We start from the raw sequence: 17722 nt of genomic DNA, 5'->3' as shown, positions 1-17722 counted from the left end.
ATGCAAGAGACTTTAAAGCTACTTAAAGACCTGAGCATCCTCATCGTCGAGGACGACGAGATCGCAAGGGAGCTGCTAATAGGCGGGCTAAAGCCCTACTGCCTTAGCGTCTGGGGCGCGGGCGACGGACTAGAGGGGCTGGAGCGCTTTAAAAAGCTAGCCCCTACGGTCGTCATCACCGACATCCACATGCCCGCAATGAACGGCTTTGAGATGATGAAGGAGATGATGCGCATCAAACCCGCGCAAAAATTTATCGTCTTTACCTCCTACGACACCGACGACAACCTCATCAAAAGCATCGAGCACGGCGCGGCGTCGTTTCTAAAAAAGCCGGTCGATATCGCCGCGCTTTGCCGCCTGCTCGTGGCTCTAACCTACGAAAAGGGCGAAAAGCTCGTGCGTCTGGGCCCGCAAACGAGCATAAATCTCGCTAAAGAAAAAATCTACAAAAACGGCGAGGAAATTTATCTATCTTTTTTGCAAAACAAGCTCTTTTGGCTCTTTGCGTATAATCTAAACAAGCTCGTGAGCTACGAGATGATCGAGGAGTTCGTCTACGAGGGCGAGCAAACGAGTAAGGGCGCGATACAAAACGTCGTGCTGAGGCTGAAGCGGGAGCTGGGGGTTAAATTTAAAAACATTAGCGAGAGTGGGTATATCCTACTAAGCGGCGAGTAGGGTAAATTTTGAAATTTGCGGCTTGTCTTTTTGCCCTATACTTCGTTGGATTTCGCTGCAGGCTGCAGTCGCGTATTATATTATACGCTTCTTTGCCCTTGCTCATCCGCCTCGTCTATGACAAAAATACTTCGCCTTAAAATTTTACATTTAAATTTAAAGTCAAATTTTTAAATTTTAGCTCAAATTTTACTCGCCGAAACCCGCGCCTTTAAAACATAAAATTTAGTCGCTATCGTGCCGCAGGGCTTAGCGATAAAATTTACTAGAAGCCCCGCGGCTAAATTTAACGCGGTGCATAAAACAAAGTTTGCTTTGGCGCGGCTAAATTTAATGTGACAAGACCTATTTCGCCAGCAGCTCCTTTACCGCGGCGGCCATTTCATCGACGGAGCCGAACGAGGAGGTGTTTAAGAGATACTTGCCGCTCACGACAAATGCCGGCACGCCTGAAATCACTGCGACTTCGTAGCCCGCGTCCCACTGCGCGAGCAGAGCCTGGGCCTTTTTGCTGGCAAGCGCCGCTTCGTATTCGCTCATGCTCACGCCCGCGGCATCTAGCGCGGTTTTGATGAACCTTTGTTTATCACTACCGCCGCCAAAATCGTCCTTTTTGTCGTGGATCGCTTTGTAAATCGCAAATTTCGCCTTTTTAAATTTTGACTCATCGCTTAGCGGACTCACATCGTCCTTTTCATCAAGCACGATGAGGGCTGCGAATACGCCGCTTGCGGTCTGTCCGAACACGCCCTTGGTCTTTAGGTGCCACGGCAAAAACTCCGTCCCCTCAAGCTTTTTCATCAGCTGCGGCGTGACCGTCCTATCAAACGCATAGCAGTGCGGGCACTCGTAGTTAAAAATTTTAACGACGCTATTTTTAGGCACATTTAGCGGCTTTTGCAGCACTTGATAATTAACGCCCACCTCTAGCGCGTTTGCACCGATGCCGAGCAGGCAAACGGCGGCTAAAGCTTTAAAAAATTTAGCGATTTTCATAAAATTCCTTTGCGGTAAATTTCAAAGATTGTATAAAATAAAGGGTAAATTTGAGATTAAAGCAGACAAAGGCAAGGCGGCTCCCACAGAAAATATATAAAAGCAGACTACACCATCAACACCGTTTGAGCAAGCGGGCTAATTTATCGCTACAAGCTCTATCTCTGATCCCGTCAGGTTTAAATTTAATAGCAAGGATTGCACGCTCGCAGCTTAATTTTAAAGCAAACAATCCGCTTTAATTCAATAAATTTTACTTATCAAAAGCATGTATTATCCATTTTACGCGCTCGGCGTCTCTATGATCAAAAAATAGCGTCTTATCAGTATCCAGCGCAGCGATAGCAGCCATATCATCAGGCGCAAGCGCAAAATCAAAAATATCGAAATTTTGCTTCATTCGCTCTATTTTTACACTCTTTGGAATGACGATGATGCCGCGCTGAATTAACCAGCGCAAAATAACCTGAGCTGAGCTTTTGCCATATTTTTCACCGATACCGCTTAGCACGGCGTTTTTAAATATATCGTTTTTACCCTCGGCGAAGCTAGCCCACGACTCAAATGTTATGCCGTAGCCATCAATCACGCGCTTTAATGCTTCACGCTGATAAAACGGATGGCACTCAAGCTGATTTACCGCAGGGATGACGCCGCTGTTTTCGCACAGATCGACGATCCGATCAGCGTAGAAGTTGCTAACGCCGATAGAGCGAACAAGGCCCTCATCGCGCAAACGTTTCATCGCTCGCCACGAGCCGTAAATATCGCCATATGGCTGATGAATGAGATAAAGGTCGAGGTAGTCAAGCCCTAGCTTTTTCATAGACGCATCAAAGGCCTTTAGCGCTTGTTTTTCGCCCGCATCGTTAATCCAAAGCTTAGTAGTGATAAATAGCTCCTCGCGCTTTAACCCACCTGCAAGAGCCGTCTTAATTGCTGCACCAACGCTTTCTTCATTAAAATACGCCTTTGCCGTATCAATGCTGCGGTAGCCGACCGAGATCGCATCCTCAACGCATCTTTGCGTCTCTTTCGGATCTACCTGAAATACGCCAAATCCTAAAATCGGCATCTTGTTGCCGTCGTTTAAGCTTACAAATTCCATTTTAGCTCCTTTGCTAAAAAATTCATCTTATATAAAATTTAAAATTTCGCGCTTAAGTCGTAAAATTCTATCCGCACCAAAGCGACAGGTGGAATTTAAAAGCCAAATTCCAACCCACCGCGAAATTTTAATAATCAAAAATATTCGGATCGATCACCAGTGCGCGGTAAGCTACGTCGTCTCTCGATGCAGACTCCACGTCCATTTCAAATTTAATGTCGTTAGTTTTTGGATCGATCTCCACAAGTACCATTTTGATCGTTTTATCGGGCTTTAGCAGATAGACATTCGAGCTTGAGATGAAGTACGTGCTTTTATCCTTTTGCCACTCCACGTTGCTCGTAACCGCGCTATAGAAGTCAAATCCGCGCTCCTTGCCAAACTCCCACGTCTGCTCGACGGTGCCCTTTTTCTCGTCGATCTTGTACTCGACCGCGCGAGAGTATTTTTGCTCTTTTAGCGCAGGCTGCTCCATGCCGCGACCGTCGCCGTTGTCAAATACGCTGATGTGTTTTACAGAGCCCTTGTTATCGTAGCGCGGAGTGAGCCACGCGGTGTGCTGCGTCCACGACCAGTCGAAGCCGCCCTCGCATTTTGAGTTTTCGCATTTGATCTTGTTGCCGTTTTTATCCACAGGCACTAGCACTTTTTCCTTAAAGTCCACGCTCCAGCCTTCAGGAGACGCTAGGATCCATTTTACCTTTTTGTCGCGGCCGATCTTAACGATGCCTTGGTGGCGAAGCGAGAGGATGATGCCGTCGTCGCTAGGATCGTATGAGATCGAGTTTACGTGCGCCCAGTTGCGTCCCGTGCCGGTCGATGTCACGTCGCCGAAAGGCAGATCGTCGCTTATTTTGATCTCTTTGGCGTCCATATCGATATTTAGGCATACGGCGCGAGCGTCAAGAGCCTTGATGAGGTTGCTGCGGTAAACGTTTTTGCCGAAAATTTCATTCAGATCCCACTCGTCCACGACCTTACCGCTGCCGTCCACTTCGATGATGTGATCTCTGATTGTGTGCGAGATCCTGCCGTCTGCGTGGTGGTAGTTGTATTTACCGACGCGAAGCAGTAAGTGATCGCCTTTTAGCGGCATTACTTCGTGACTAAGGTCGATGTAGCCGCGCGGTAGCTCGCGATTATACACCTCCTTGCCCATCATATCGTAGCGCATATATCGCTGCGCCATACCCCAGCTCAGATCGCCGTTTGGCAGCTGATGAAAGCCCATCATCATGCCGCCGTCCATCACTCTGCGCTCGCTGCGGTCGTAAAATTTCTGATAGTCCAGATACCATCTGACCTCGCCCTGCGTATCGACGACGAAATTTTCGGTGAAATCATTCCAGCTAGCAGCACCCCCGTTTTTCCAATCAAGCGGCTTATAGACGCTCGTGATCGTGTTGTTGATGAGATAGAGCCTGTTTTTAAACGCAGGATCGACCTTTTTAACCTTCATCTTTTGCATGTGGCTAAATCTATAATCGCGGCTATACGTGACAATCGGCTGAGCGTAAATTTTATACTTTTCAACCTTCTTTTCGCCGTTAAAAACGTAGCTTACTTCGACCTCGTTTAGATAGTCGGGATACAGCCCCCAGATCGGCACGCCGTCATGCGTCAGCAACGCATGCTCGGATACGTTATAGGCGATGTCGATGCCGCCGTTCGGTTTGCCTAGAACCCGCACGTGGATATCCTTGATGTCCTTGCCCGCTCTATCGATGATAGCGGTTAGAGGCGCCACATCGTAAGGGTTGATAAACACCGAGCCAAGCTCGCCCTGGGTTTTTACCTGATGCGCCAAAACGCCCGCACTCGCAGTCTGCGGCACCGCTATAAACGCGCCGCCCACCAAGGCCGCAGCCAAAACGATAGAACCGAAAAAATTCTTACGCATATTCGCTCCTTTTGGGTAAATTTATCAAATTTTACTACTACCGAATCACATAATAATCATACTAGCTTTAAATCAAATTTAAAGTTAAATTCTAATATATCTACTTAAATTTTAGAACGCAAACGAGACGGGTAACAGTCTAAAATTTGATATAATTAGCCCTGCTTTATCAAATTTAAGGAAAGAAAATGCCATTCGTAAATATAAAAGTAGCCGCTCCAGAGCCTACAAAAGAGCAAAAAAAGCAAATCATCGCCGAGATTACGGACACGCTAGCGCGCGTATTAGGCAAAGATCCAGCCGCAATACTTGTAATGATCGAAACGCTCAGTATGGACAGCATCGGTAAAAGCGGTCTAAGTCTTGAGGAGATCAAACAAAATAAAGAGAAAAAATGAGCGAATTTTTATAGGATTTTGAGCTAAAAATCACGCTCGCAGCGGGCAATATGTGCGCCGCTAAGCGGTCTAAATTTACCGAACGCACAGGCGGGCAGCAGTTTAAAAACCACCGCCGCGAACCGTTCTAACGGGCGAGTATCCGACCTCTCGCCCAAGATTATCGGCGGTCGGACGATCTGAAGGCTGTCAAAGCCAAGCTCACTCATGCGCCGCCCGATACGCCCTTTAGCGCGCAGATAAAAGCTTAGCGAACCTTCGCTCGCACCCGGAGCTGATACGAGCACGAAGCGCCGTACGCCCGCTGCTTTGCCCCACTTCGCCGCTGCATAGACGTAGTCCACATCCACGCGCAAAAACGCCTCGCGCGAACCCGCCTGCTTCATCGTCATGCCAAGCGCGCAAAAAATTTCGTCAAATTTATGCGGTGCGATATCCGAGATACCCTCAAAATCAATGATCCGCACGTGAAACTTAGGGTGGCAAAAGCCTATCTCGCGGCGCACCCATACCTCTACCTCATCGTAACCCGAGCTCTCGCAAAGCTCGCGTACCAGCTCCCTGCCCACGACGCCCGTAGCGCCCAATACCAAGGCGGATTTTCCCATTTTCGCTCCTTGAATTTCTTTAAATTTTATCGCGTTGTGTGGTTAAATTTTACTTTTACCGTGCCAAAAATTTCGTCTAGTTTGCAAGTCGAGCCCGAAAATTGCGCGCTTGAGCTCGCATCGCAAGTCAAATCCATAGCTCACGTGTTAAATTTCAAAGCCACGTTCGGCGCGAAATGTACATCAAATCAGCTTAAATTTTATAAGACTATACGCAGTCTAGAAGCTGCCGTTTCATCGCGACGCGCTAAAAGCGTAAAAATTAGCGTTCTCCCGCGTAGTCAAATCGCGCAGCTTGCAGGCTAAACTCGAAGCTGTTTCGATCCACCGCGCCCACGCACGCGTCGCTATTATAAAGCGCAAGCAGAAATTCCGCCATCTTCTCGCTTGAATGATAGCGCTTAAAAGCAACATCGTAGTCGTAGCCCGTATCATCCGTCGCCACGGAACCAAAAATTATGTCCTGTAGGGTAAAATTTCGCGGCGGAATGAACGAGCTAAATTAAAATCAAATCTGCGCGCGGAGTAGAAAGCGCCCTAGCTAAGCTTGCGCCGCCGCCAGCGTTATGATCCGCTTAACCACTTCGCTCGCCGCTTTTAAAGAGCTTACGGGCAGGTATTCGTAGATCGAGTGGAAATTATGCCCGCCGGTAAAGAGGTTCGGGCACGGCAGCCCCTTTGCGGAGATGACGGCGCCGTCGTAGCCGCCCCGCATAGGCTTGATCTTGGGCTCGATATTTAGGCTTTTAAAAGCCTGCTTCGCAAAGCGAATTGCTGGCGCGTCGTCGTTTTTCAAAAAGTTATAGACGTTTTTATAGCGGTCGTTTAGCGAAATTTCGATCCGATCGCCCCAGATTGCGCGAAGCCCGTCCGCAGTTTTTTGCAAAAATTCCATGCGCTGCTCATATCTTTTCTCGTCAAATTCCCTCACGTCGATCTTTAGGACGGTCTTTGCGCTGTTGCCGCTAAGCTCCTTGACCCAAAAATAGCCCTCCTTGCCCTCGGTGTATTCGGGCGCCTCGCCCACAGGCAGCAGCGAGATAAACTTATGCGCCAAAAGCAAGGAATTTACGAGTTTGCCCTTGGCGTTCATCGGATGGGCGGACTGGCCTTTGAAGGTAACGACGCAATCGCCCGCGTTCCAGTTCTCGTAGATAAACTCGCCGATGCCGCAGCAATCAAGGCAGTAGCCAAAATCTGCGCCTATCTCGCTTACATCCAGCGCCTTTGCGCCCCGCAAGCCCTGCTCCTCGTCCGGCACGAAGCAAGCGATTATCTCGCCGTGCTTGATCTGCGGATTTTGGACGAAAAATTCCAGCGCATTCACGATCGCAGCGATCGCCGCCTTATCGTCCGCGCCTAGCAAGCTAGTGCCGTCCGTTACGATGATCTCATCTCCTTTGTAATCCTGCAGCTCCTCATTTTCGCTCTCTTTAAGATAGATCTCTAGCTCTTTGTTTAAGCAAATATCGCCGCCTTCGTATCTTACGATCTGAGCTTTGGTATCATTCGTCTGCTCGGCACTAGTATCAAGATGGGCAAAAAACGCTACTCTCGGAACGGACGCGTCTAAATTTGAGGGAATTTTAGCGATTAAAATCGACTTCTCGCTAAGACTGATATTTTTTATGCCCAGGGCTTCTAGCTCGCCTTTTATGAGGCCTGCGAGCTCAAGCTCCTTGGGATTTGAGGGCATTATGCCCGCTGCACCCGCGACTCTATTCGTGGTAGTGTTGATCTTGGTGTAGTTTAAAAATCTCTGCACGATATCCACAAATAAGCCTTTTTACAAAATGAAAAATGCGATGACGCAAACGGATAGAAACATCCCTAAAGCCGTTCTTTTAGCGATCTGAATAGGACTTACCATCGCAAGTCCCGCGCAAACGATGCAAGCGCCCGCGATCGGCGATGCGCTCCTGCCTAGCGCGCCGCTTATCGCAACCGCCATACCGAGCCTATCTTGTTCAAAGCCTAACGCATCGGCGTGCACGGTCACGGCGGTGTTAAACGCCATCGCCGCCGCATCTCCCGAGCCCGTTACGACGCCCATAAAAAACGGAACGAAGGTTCCGCCGAATTTTACGTAGCCCTGCTCGCCCTTCAGCCACTCGATTACGAAATCGATCGCCCCGCACGCGCTAAGACCCGCGACGAAGACGCCCGCTGCGATGATGATACCTATGATCTCGGCATACGCACTACCCATTCCTTTGAAAAATTCCTTCGTAATTTTTTGAGGATCGGTTAGAGTAACGGCGATGGTAAGAATAGCACCCAGCAGCATCGCTTCGGCAACGCCCATCTTCGTCCATTTTAAAAAAGAGACCTGATTTAGGCTCGTGCCGCCGATTACCAAGATCACCAGCGGCACTAGCGGCATAAGCGCGTGTAAGACGTTTAGCTTCTGGGGCTGCGCGTCTAAATTTGAACTATCGCCGGAACTTGCCGCAACGGAATTTGCGCTGCCCTCTCTTTGCGCTAGATAATTTACCCCCTTGGTGTAGTCTTTGCAAACTATCGCCGTTATGCTAATTACGATCAAAACTACGATCAAAGCGGTAATCGCGCTAGAAAACTGCACAGCTATGACATCTTGAACCGTATAGGAGGGGTTGTGCGCCTTTACCATATCGGTTACGAATACATTGTGCGCCGAGCCAGGGCTTAAGACGCCGCCGAAAGTGCCCGCAAATACCGCAGCTCCCGCCATCTCCGGTTTAACGCCCGCAGCCATCATCACGGGGATCAGCGTAGCGCCGACCGCAGCCGAGCAGCCCGCAGCGGAGGGGATAGCGATATTGATAAAATATGTAAGCGCCACGACGATAGGGATCAATAAAAATCCGATATTACCAAGAGGTCTGGTTAGTAAGTTTACAAGAGCGCGGTCGCAGCCGGTAAATTTCATCACGAAGGCAAAACCCATGCTGGCGCATATCGCCTTAATGAGCCCTGCTTTAGTCATATACGAGGTAAAGGCGCCCAGCCCGTCCAGAGGCTTTAGACAAAGCGCGCACAGCACCAGACCCACGCCGATAAGCACGGTTTTGGTATCCTTTTTCATGATTAGCAAAGCGACGACTGCGACGATACCCGCAAGCGCCAAAAATAGCCTAAACGTCTGCACGATAACTCCTTTTAAATTTTAAATTTACTTCCCGCGGCAATGCGCGAGATCTCTTTTTTGTACTCGAATTTCAGCACGTCCGCATGCCCCATCGCTTCGCACTCGTTTCCGTTTATCAAAAACGCGCTGCCCTCGGGCATAGCATAGACGCTGTCGTTTTGATTGACGATCAAAAACTCCTCCAGCCGCTCCTCCCTACTCTCGCCGTTGTGGTTTGAAATTTTACCGCTTATAAAGTGCGGATTGATCTGATACGGAAAGATCCCCAGAGCTACCGGCGAGGGCGGGAAGACGATCGGCATATCATTGGTAGTCATCATCGTCTTGCCCGCGACGTTTGCGCCCGCAGACCAGCCGAAATACGGCGTACCGCCGTCCACGGCGTCTTTGATCGCACCCAAAAGATCAAATTTATAAAGCTCATTTAGCAGCACGAAGGTATTACCACCGCCGATGCAGATCGATTTGGCATTTCTAACGGCGGCTTTCATATCGGCGAATCGATGGATCGATCTGATCTTGTTACTCTCCAAGCAGTCTGAGACCTTCTGCTCATATTGCTCGTTTGTGCGCCTAACGCCCGCAAACGGAATGAATAAAATTTCATCCTCCCAAAGACCTCCTAAAAATTCCTTTATCCACCCTTTGCAGTGGTTCAGATAGCCGCTGTCTTTGTAACTAGAAGCGCTTAGAAGTAGTGCTCTTTTCATCTCGTCTCCTTTAAACTTTGCCGTTTAGCTTATACGCGCAGCGCAGATACACGTCCACTCCAGCAAGCAGCGAGTCTTCGTCGAAGTCGAATTTGGCGTTGTGATGTCCCGCCGCAAGCGTCGTGCCGATCATCAAGTATCCGCTTTTGCCGCGCGCATCCTGCACCGAGCGCATAAAATGCGCGAAGTCCTCGCATGCACCAAAGCTTAACTCCCTTACGATTTTATCATCGTCGATAAACGGCGACGCCTTCGCCGCATCCTCGTAAAGCTGCGTGGTGGCCTCGTCGCTATCGCCACCCGCGGTGCCGCCCGTAACCTGCACATCGTAGCTGACGCCGTAAATTTTAGAAACGCCCTCCACTATGTCCATGCATTTGGCCTTCATAAACTCATTCAGCTCCGTGCTCTCGCCGCGCGTCTCGCACGCAAGGTAGCCGTTAGGCGCGATGACGTTACGCCCTTCGCCCGCGCGCAGCACGCCAACGTTGATACGCGTGACGCCGTCTGCGTGTCTAGTGATGCCGTGCATATCAAGCGCCATCTCGGCTGCGGCAAGCAGAGCGTTGGCTCCGTTTTGCGGCGCGCCCGCGGCGTGAGCGGACTTACCCTTTAAATTTACGTCAAATTTAGTGGTCGCAAGTAGCTTTTTGGTGCCGCAGACGATGCCTCTCATCGTGTTTGCCTGAAAGCCGATATGACCGCCAAGCAGATAATCCACGCCCTTGGTAACGCCCGCAGCTTCCATGCCTACGGCGCCTCTGGTGCCCTCCTCGGCGGTTTGAAAGATAAATCTAAATTTACCGCTAAAATCGTCTAGGCTCTGCGCGATCAGCTTTGCTAAAGCAAGCCCCATCGTGATATGCCCGTCGTGCCCGCACGCGTGCGTGATGCCGCTAATGTCGGAGCGAAAGCCCTCCTTAAAAGGGCGGTGATCCGCGTCCGTGCTCTCGGTCACATCCACGCCGTCTATGTCAAATCTAAAAGCGACCGTCTTGCCCGCACGCCCCGTGTCTATTTCGGCCACGAGACCCGTTAGCCCATCCTCCATCGCATCAAGAAATTTTATCTGATCCGCGTTTAGCAGCCCCTCGGCGCGCTGCTTCGCCTTCTCGCAGGCGTCCTTACTACCTACGCCCTGCCTGGCTTCAGCTTTCACCACTTCGCGACCGAGCTTTATCTCATAGCCCAAGCGCTGCATACGATCTGCGATAACGGCGGTCGTAAAAAAGGTAAACCAGCCCGTCTCGGGATGCGAGTGAAAAAACCTGCGATCCCCGATCATCTCGCCCTTGAGCGCCTCTACTTTTTGTGCGATAGCATCCATTTTTTTTCTCCTTTATTTTTTGGCTAAGCTTAACATCGCCGCGGCTAGAACCTTCGTAGCGGCAAACGCGTCGTGCCAGTTTATGCTTTCATTTACGTTGTGGCTGATACCGTCCTTGCACGGTACGAAAAGCATCCCAACGCGATCCGCAAGCTCCGTCATATTCATCGCGTCGTGTCCCGCACCGCTAGGAAGCCTTAGGTTTGGAATTTTAAGCTCGCCGGCACAGCTTTCAAGCAGATCTATCATCTCCTCGCTTAGCTTTACGGGGCGATCTTTGATGAGATTTTTTAGTTCAAATCTGCACCCTCGGCGAGCGCAAATTTCATCTATCGCAGCGCAAATTTTATCGTCCGCCGCCCTAAGCGCTTCCTCATCGATATCGCGTATATCAAGACCTAGCGTGCAGGAGCCCGGGATCACATTTAGTACGCCGGGTAGCGCATTTGCATAGCCCGTCGTCGCGACCGTGGTTTTGCCCTCCTTGGCGATCCTCTCCGCGCTTAAAACGATCTCGCTAGCGCAAGCCAGGGCGTCGCAGCGCATATCCATCGGCGTAGCGCCGCTGTGATCGGCCCTGCCCTCGATCCGCAGCTCGTATCGCACGGGCGCGGCGATACCCGTGACGACGCCTACTGGGATGCCGCGTCGCTGCAATACCGGTCCCTGCTCGATATGAAGCTCGATGTAGCTATGAAAGCTGGATTTGGGTAGGACGCAGCTTTTTAAATTTGCGGGATTTAACCCAAAATCTTGCATGGCGCCAAATAGCGAAATTCCGTCTTTATCCTTTAGCTCGCCTAGCCGCTGCCGCGAGAGCTTGCCGCTGATTATCTTGCTGCCTACGGTCGCCATTTTAAAGCGGCTTGATTCCTCGCAAACAAAGACGATGAGCTCCAGCGGGCGCGCAAGCCTCTCTCCGCTATCTCGCACCGTGCGGATCGCCTCCAAAGCGGCCATGACGCCTAGCGTACCGTCGTAAAAGCCGCCCTGCGGCACGCTATCGATATGCGAGCCCGCGCTGACGGACGGTAGATCGTGATTTTTAACGCCTTCAAATTTAGCGAAAATATTGCCCGCATCGTCGATTTTGATCTTGAAATTTTCTTTTTGAAGTAGCGATATGAGGAAGTCGCGCGCCTCTTTATCCTCGCGCGAAAACGCAAGCCGCGTAAGCCCGCCGCCCGCCAAAGCCCCAAAGCGGCTTATCTGCTCGAACTCGCTTTTAAAGCGCTGTATGTTTATCTCCATAAATTCCCCTTTTTTAAAAAATTTATGAATACGGCATTTTAATATCAAATTTATATAACGAAGCTGAAATTTGCCTATCGCGGCGGCAAATATGGCGCTAAAACGGCACGCGAGCAGAGCTGTTTTAAAATAGCGTTTAAATTTCATTTTGCCTTTTAGGCTTTAAAATCTCGACGAGCCTACTTAACTTCAGACTAAACGGATATAATTACCGCAAAATTTAATGAGGAGCAAGGATGGAACAGGGCTCGCTAGAGGGGCTTTATGAAAAGCTAAATGAGCTTAAAAGCGTGATAGATAAGGAGGAGTGTCTATTTGACGCGATAAGAGACGCCGTAGAAGCGGGAAATTTCGAATTTGCCGCGCAAATTTGCGACTTTGTTTTAAACGACGAATTTGAAAAATTCGGCGCGTTTTTAAGAACCAGAGCGCTCTTATGGCTCACGGACTACATCGCGCAAAATTTAAAAGAAAGCGAATACCCGAATTTCGACGACTTTGAGAGCTGCCTATGGAAATTTAAATGGATCGTCTCGGGCGTCGCCAAAAGCTCCATGATAGAAAAGGAGCTCATAGACGAGGCAAACGAAGCGATGCTGTTTTACTACGAGCGCATGGAGCTCTCGCTGGCTGCCTACTACAAGGCCTTGATGAATCAAAACATCGACATGGGCGATACTAGAGAGGCGAAGGCAAACTACGAGCTGTGGAAAAAGCTCGCCAAAGACGATATGGCCGACTGCGAGGCATGCGAAGCAAGCGATGAGATCGCGTATCTGTGCTTTGTCAGCGAGCATGAGGCCGCGCTAGAGCTTGCCGCGCCGATACTATCAGGCGAGCTAAGCTGCTCCGAGGTGCCGCACATAACCTACGCGCCGATACTTTTTAGCATGATAGCGCTAGGTAGGACCTGGGAGGCGAAAACCCTGCTACCCAAGGCTGCGGCGACGATCGAGTCAAATCCTCGCGTCATAAATCAGATCGCGCCGCTAATCGAGATCGCCGTTAGGCTGGATGAGCGCGAAACAGCGCTAAGCTTGGCGCGTAAGCATTCGCACACTATACTAGATAGCAACGACGATCTAAACGACCTGCGATTTTTCATCGCCGTTAGCGCATTTGGCGATGAGAACGACTACAAGACGGCTTTAGAGCTGGCGGGCAGATTTGACGCTAGAAATCAAAACTTCTACTACGCCGATTATCTAAATAAATTTTACGAGGAATTTGGGAGTTGAAATTTGACGGTTTAAAGGCCTAGCGCGCTTTGCCCGCGAAGCAGGGCACTATTCTCAAGCGCGTGCGGCGAGATAGTTTAAAATTTACAGCTCGATACTGCTTTTTTCATACTCGCAACGGCAAGCGCGATAAAATTTGCGCCGAACAGGCGCGGGCAGATCGTTCGGTAAATTTTATACCGCTCTCGCACGCAGCGATAGCCGATCATCGAAATGGATAATAGAGCGCGCGTGGCATTAAATCTTACTCGGTCGGTATGGATGAAAGTAAAATACTATAGCGGCGCAATCAACGCTAAATTGCGCAGACGAAAACGAGTGTTTGCGGCAGCGAAACATACGTCTAAATTTCAACCGCCGCAGAACGTAAAATTTCAACCGAGCCCAGCATTTATATAGCCATAAAACACGTGCGACGATGTATCTCGCGCATCTTCACTTAGATTTAGCGGCAAATTTAAAGCGTGGCGCGACGGAATTTTAAAACAAAATTTCAAGTAGCTTTTTAAATGTAAAATTTCAGACGGAATTTCAAATGCAGAATTTCAAATAAATTTTAAAACTCCAAGAGAATTTCATCCCTTGGAATTTTAAATTCAGTGCTTGGCTAGGTAATTTGTGTCGTAGTTATTATCCACGAAATCGGGGTTGTTCATCATCCTAAGATGAAAATCGCGCGTCGATTTTATGCCACCGATGATGAGCTCGTCTAGCGCGACTTTCATCTTTGCGATCGCGCGCGCGCGGTCCTTGTCGTAAACGATGAGCTTGCCGATCATGCTGTCGTAGTAAGGCGGCACCGAGTAGCCCTCATAGACGTGGCTATCCATGCGCACGTTTCTGCCGCCCGGAGCGACGTATTTTGTGATTTTGCCCGGGTTTGGCATAAAACTTTTGGAGTCCTCGGCGGTGATACGGCACTCAAGCGCGTGTCCGCTAAATTTTATCTCGCTTTGAGGCAGCAGCTTCTCGCCCTGCGCGATACGGATCATCCACTCGATCAGATCGAGCCCGCTTCGCATCTCGCTTACGGTGTGTTCGACCTGCAAGCGAGTATTCATCTCGATGAAATAGAATTTCTTGTCCTTGCTATCGTATAAAAACTCAAACGTTCCCGCGCTTGCGTATCCGATCGCCTTAGCGGCGCGAACCGCCGTTTCATGCAGGCTTTTTCGCGTCTGCTCATCCAAGATTACGGCTGGGCTCTCTTCGATTAGCTTTTGGTGGCGGCGCTGCATCGAGCAGTCGCGCTCGCCGATATGCACGACATGTCCATGCTCGTCGCCTAAGACCTGAACCTCGATGTGGCGGGGGTTTGTGATATATTTTTCCATATACATCGTGCCGTCCCCAAACGCGCTCATCGCTTCGCTCTCTGCCGACCAAAAGAGCTTTTCGATATCCTCTTCGCGCTCGACCACGCGCATTCCGCGCCCGCCGCCGCCGGCTGCGGCTTTGATGATGACCGGATAGCCGATTTCGGCGGCTAGCTTGCGCGCCTCTTCGACGCTTGCGATCGCGCCGTCGCTGCCAGGCACTACGGGGATGCCCGCGCGCATCATTACTTGCTTAGCCTTGCTCTTATCGCTCATTAAAGTCATTGCCTCGACGCTCGGACCGATAAATTTAATGCCGTGCTTAGCGCAAATTTCGACGAAATTTTGACTTTCGCTCAAAAAGCCGTATCCCGGAAAGATCGCGTCGGCTTCCGTTAGCTCGCAGGCCGTGATGATCGCGGGGATATTTAGATAGCTATCGCTGCTGCGCGGTCCGCCTATGCAGACCGATGCGTCGGCGTATTTGACGTAAAGCGCATCCTGATCGGCGGTGGAGTGCACGACGATGGCTTGCTTGCCCATCTCTTGGATCGTGCGAAGCGCTCTAAGCGCTATCTCGCCGCGATTTGCGATTAGAATTTTCTTAAGCTCCCTCATAGCTTCTCGACCTCAAACAGCGCCATAGCGTATTCGACGGGCTGTCCATCCTCGACGAGGGCTTTTTTGATGCGGCAGTCGAATTCCGCTTCGATCTCGTTCATAATCTTCATCGCTTCGATGATGCCGATCGTATCGCCCTTATGCACGACCTGACCTACGCTTACGAACTCTGCCGCACCGGGACTTGGCGCTTTATAAAAAGTACCTACCATCGGGCTGTCGATCGTATCCATCGCACCTTTTGAGGCGGGCTTATCACCCACGAGCACATTTACCGCAGGCGCAGCAAGCTGCGGGGCAGGTGCCGGTGCGGCGAGCTGAGGCGTGCTCCCACCGCATGGGCCATATTTTTTTATCTCGATTTCAAAATCTTTATCTTTAATTTTTAGCTCGTTAATGCCCTGCTTTTCGCCGAAAAAATCCATTAACTCTTTGATTTCTGCTTTTGTCATAAATTTCTCCTGAAAAAATTTGCGAAATTTTAGCTAAATTTTTATAATTGTTTCTTTAAATGGATTTTTGCGGGACTTTTAAGAAGTGCAAAGCGAAATTTACGACAGAATTTGCGGACTGATTTTAAGGATTTACGGAGCGAGATTTGCCTCGCCCATTTTAAGCTCGAACTTCGCAAGCGAAACACGAAATTTTGCCGTAAGAGCACGAAATTATTTTGAATTCTTTAAAATTTATACTTAATCTTACGACTAAAATTCTACGCTTAAAACGTTAAATCCGCGCTTTGCTTTAAAATTCCACCTTCGGGCTCGTATCAAAATCCTGCGCCTTGCTTTTCTTTAAAATTTCGCGCTGAAATTTTGTTTTATAACCCCGCGCCGAAATCCTATCCGAGCGAAGTCCTGTGCGTTAATGTGTCGCAAAAAAGCTCTGAATTTTCGCTTTATCGCTCGTTTTGCTAAGAGCCAGCATCAGCAGCACGCGAGCCTTTTGCGGATTTAGATTATCGGCGGTTAAAAAGCCGAGCTTAGCGTCGTCCACCTCTGAGCCTACGCTAGTCGAGCCGCTGCCCGTGCGGCTTGAGCGCACGACGATCACGCCCGCTTCGCTAGCTTTTGCAAGCGCAGCCTCCGTATCGGGGTATAAATTTCCATTTCCCATGCCAGCGACTACGATACCCTTAGCGCCCTTTTGCACGGCAGTCTCTACGAAATCGCTCACGTCCTGCGGATGCGCATAGATAATATCGACTCGCGGAAGCGCCTTGATATCTTTGATATTAAAATCGCTGCTTATAGTGTGTTTGCGAAGCGGTGCCATATAGAAATTTACGACTCCGTAATTCACGGTGCCGATTTTGCCGGAATTCGGCGAGGCAAAAGCCGCAACATTAGTAGTATTTGTTTTCGTAACCTCGCGCGCGGCGTGGATGTCGTCGTTCATCACTACAAGAGCGCCCTTTTCGCGAGCGTTTTTATCTGCCGCGACGGCAACGGCGTTGTATAGATTAAGCGGTCCATCAGCACTCATCGAATCTGCGTTTCGCATCGCGCCCACCAAAACGATCGGTTTTTTAGATTTTATGACCAGGCTTAAAAAATACGCCGTCTCCTCCATCGTATCGGTTCCATGCACGATGACGACGCCGTCTACGTCGTTTTTAGTAAGCAGTTCGCTTACGCGGTTTGCGAGCTTGAGCCAAATTTCATCGTTCATATCCTGCGAGCCAATATTTGAAATTTGCTCACTTTTAATCGTAGCTAAATCCCCTAGCTGCGGTACTGCTGCTAAGATATCTTCTACGCCCTTAGAACCTGCGGTATAGTTACCCTCCGTAGCGCTTGCGCTGCTTCCCGCGATAGTGCCGCCGGTAGCTAAAATATAAATATTTGGCTTCGCAGCAGCCAAAGATGACACGATAAAAAACGTAATAAACGCAAATTTCTTGAGTAGTCCCATAGTTGCTCCTTAAAAAGTGATAAAATTTTTATAATTTAAGCAAAATTCTAGCATAAAATTTTTATTATATTTTATTTTGCTGCTATAATGCGCGAAAAATTTTGATTATTTTAAGGAAATTTTATGGGACTGAAAAGCGATAAATGGATCAGACAGATGTCGCAGCAGCACGATATGATAGCGCCCTTTTGCGAGGAAAATATCGGTCGCGGCGTCGTTAGCTACGGACTTTCTAGCTACGGATACGACATCAGGGTCGCAAGAGAGTTTAAAATTTTTACAAACGTCGGCGGAACTGTCGTCGATCCTAAAAATTTCGACGCAAAAAACGTCGTGGATTTTGAAGGCGATGTCTGCATCGTGCCGCCGAATTCCTTCGCGCTAGCGCGCACTATCGAATACTTCAAAATGCCGCGCGACGTGCTTGCGATCTGCCTCGGTAAAAGCACCTACGCGCGCTGCGGCATCATCGTAAACGTAACGCCCTTTGAGCCCGGTTTTGAGGGGCACATCACGATTGAAAT

General features: G+C 49.6%; 17 protein-coding genes. 4 read left to right on the top strand and 13 right to left on the bottom strand.

The window, feature by feature from the left end; all coding sequences use genetic code 11:
- Complete coding sequence (locus tag Q0174_RS05665) at positions 1–681, top strand: response regulator (protein WP_298042234.1); 681 nt, start codon at positions 1–3, stop codon at positions 679–681.
- Between the two features lie 345 nt (positions 682–1026).
- Here Q0174_RS05665 and Q0174_RS05660 read toward each other — a convergent pair whose 3' ends face one another.
- From Q0174_RS05660 to Q0174_RS05650, 3 genes are all read right to left on the bottom strand, one after another.
- Complete coding sequence (locus tag Q0174_RS05660; RefSeq protein WP_298042231.1) at positions 1027–1677, bottom strand: thiol:disulfide interchange protein DsbA/DsbL; 651 nt, start codon at positions 1675–1677, stop codon at positions 1027–1029.
- Positions 1678–1930: 253 nt separating this feature from the next.
- Entirely contained in the window at positions 1931–2785 is an 855-nt protein-coding gene (locus Q0174_RS05655) for an aldo/keto reductase (protein ID WP_298042228.1), read from the bottom strand.
- A 127-nt stretch (positions 2786–2912) separates the two neighbouring features.
- Entirely contained in the window at positions 2913–4685 is a 1773-nt protein-coding gene (locus Q0174_RS05650) for an aryl-sulfate sulfotransferase (RefSeq protein WP_298042226.1), read from the bottom strand.
- Between the two features lie 188 nt (positions 4686–4873).
- Here Q0174_RS05650 and Q0174_RS05645 point away from each other — a divergent pair, with 188 nt between their 5' ends.
- Positions 4874–5083 (top strand): 4-oxalocrotonate tautomerase family protein, encoded by a 210-nt coding sequence (locus Q0174_RS05645; protein ID WP_297882796.1) that lies wholly within the window; start codon positions 4874–4876, stop codon positions 5081–5083.
- A gap of 23 nt (positions 5084–5106) precedes the next feature.
- On the opposite strand, the gene Q0174_RS05640 is transcribed toward Q0174_RS05645, so the two are convergent.
- The 7 genes from Q0174_RS05640 to Q0174_RS05610 form a co-directional block, all read right to left on the bottom strand.
- Entirely contained in the window at positions 5107–5691 is a 585-nt protein-coding gene (locus Q0174_RS05640; protein WP_298042223.1) for an NAD(P)H-binding protein, read from the bottom strand.
- Positions 5692–5953: 262 nt separating this feature from the next.
- Positions 5954–6136, bottom strand: a complete 183-nt coding sequence (locus Q0174_RS05635) for a hypothetical protein (protein ID WP_298042220.1) — start codon at positions 6134–6136, stop codon at positions 5954–5956.
- Positions 6137–6232: 96 nt separating this feature from the next.
- On the bottom strand, positions 6233–7465 hold the full coding sequence (gene pepT / locus Q0174_RS05630; protein ID WP_298042219.1) for a peptidase T: 1233 nt from the start codon (positions 7463–7465) through the stop codon (positions 6233–6235).
- A gap of 12 nt (positions 7466–7477) precedes the next feature.
- Entirely contained in the window at positions 7478–8821 is a 1344-nt protein-coding gene (gene dcuC / locus Q0174_RS05625; RefSeq protein ID WP_298042216.1) for a C4-dicarboxylate transporter DcuC, read from the bottom strand.
- Positions 8822–8832: 11 nt separating this feature from the next.
- On the bottom strand, positions 8833–9531 hold the full coding sequence (gene pepE / locus Q0174_RS05620) for a dipeptidase PepE (RefSeq protein WP_298042213.1): 699 nt from the start codon (positions 9529–9531) through the stop codon (positions 8833–8835).
- 10 nt (positions 9532–9541) lie between these two features.
- Complete coding sequence (locus Q0174_RS05615; protein ID WP_298042210.1) at positions 9542–10858, bottom strand: amidohydrolase; 1317 nt, start codon at positions 10856–10858, stop codon at positions 9542–9544.
- A 12-nt stretch (positions 10859–10870) separates the two neighbouring features.
- Positions 10871–12109, bottom strand: a complete 1239-nt coding sequence (locus Q0174_RS05610; RefSeq protein WP_298042207.1) for a Zn-dependent hydrolase — start codon at positions 12107–12109, stop codon at positions 10871–10873.
- Positions 12110–12345: 236 nt separating this feature from the next.
- Between Q0174_RS05610 and Q0174_RS05605 the strand changes: the two genes are divergently transcribed.
- Complete coding sequence (locus tag Q0174_RS05605) at positions 12346–13347, top strand: hypothetical protein (protein WP_298042204.1); 1002 nt, start codon at positions 12346–12348, stop codon at positions 13345–13347.
- 596 nt (positions 13348–13943) lie between these two features.
- On the opposite strand, the gene Q0174_RS05600 is transcribed toward Q0174_RS05605, so the two are convergent.
- The 3 genes from Q0174_RS05600 to Q0174_RS05590 form a co-directional block, all read right to left on the bottom strand.
- Positions 13944–15281 carry an acetyl-CoA carboxylase biotin carboxylase subunit gene (locus Q0174_RS05600; RefSeq protein ID WP_298042202.1) on the bottom strand — a complete coding sequence of 446 codons (1338 nt, stop codon included), beginning with the start codon at positions 15279–15281 and terminating at the stop codon, positions 13944–13946.
- Positions 15278–15736, bottom strand: a complete 459-nt coding sequence (gene accB / locus Q0174_RS05595) for an acetyl-CoA carboxylase biotin carboxyl carrier protein (RefSeq protein ID WP_291938704.1) — start codon at positions 15734–15736, stop codon at positions 15278–15280. The genes Q0174_RS05600 and accB overlap by 4 nt, the downstream gene beginning before the upstream one ends.
- Positions 15737–16148: 412 nt before the next feature.
- Positions 16149–17147, bottom strand: coding sequence for a type II asparaginase (locus Q0174_RS05590; protein WP_298042300.1), 999 nt, complete (start codon positions 17145–17147; stop codon positions 16149–16151).
- 174 nt (positions 17148–17321) lie between these two features.
- Here Q0174_RS05590 and dcd point away from each other — a divergent pair.
- On the top strand, positions 17322–17722 hold a 401-nt coding region (gene dcd / locus Q0174_RS05585; RefSeq protein WP_298042199.1), incomplete at its 3' end, for a dCTP deaminase.

Source organism: uncultured Campylobacter sp., assembly GCF_937996225.1.
Taxonomy (GTDB): Bacteria; Campylobacterota; Campylobacteria; order Campylobacterales; family Campylobacteraceae; genus Campylobacter_B.
The sequence above is the reverse complement of the archived record's forward strand: the minus strand, read 5'-3'. Positions and strand labels throughout refer to the sequence as shown.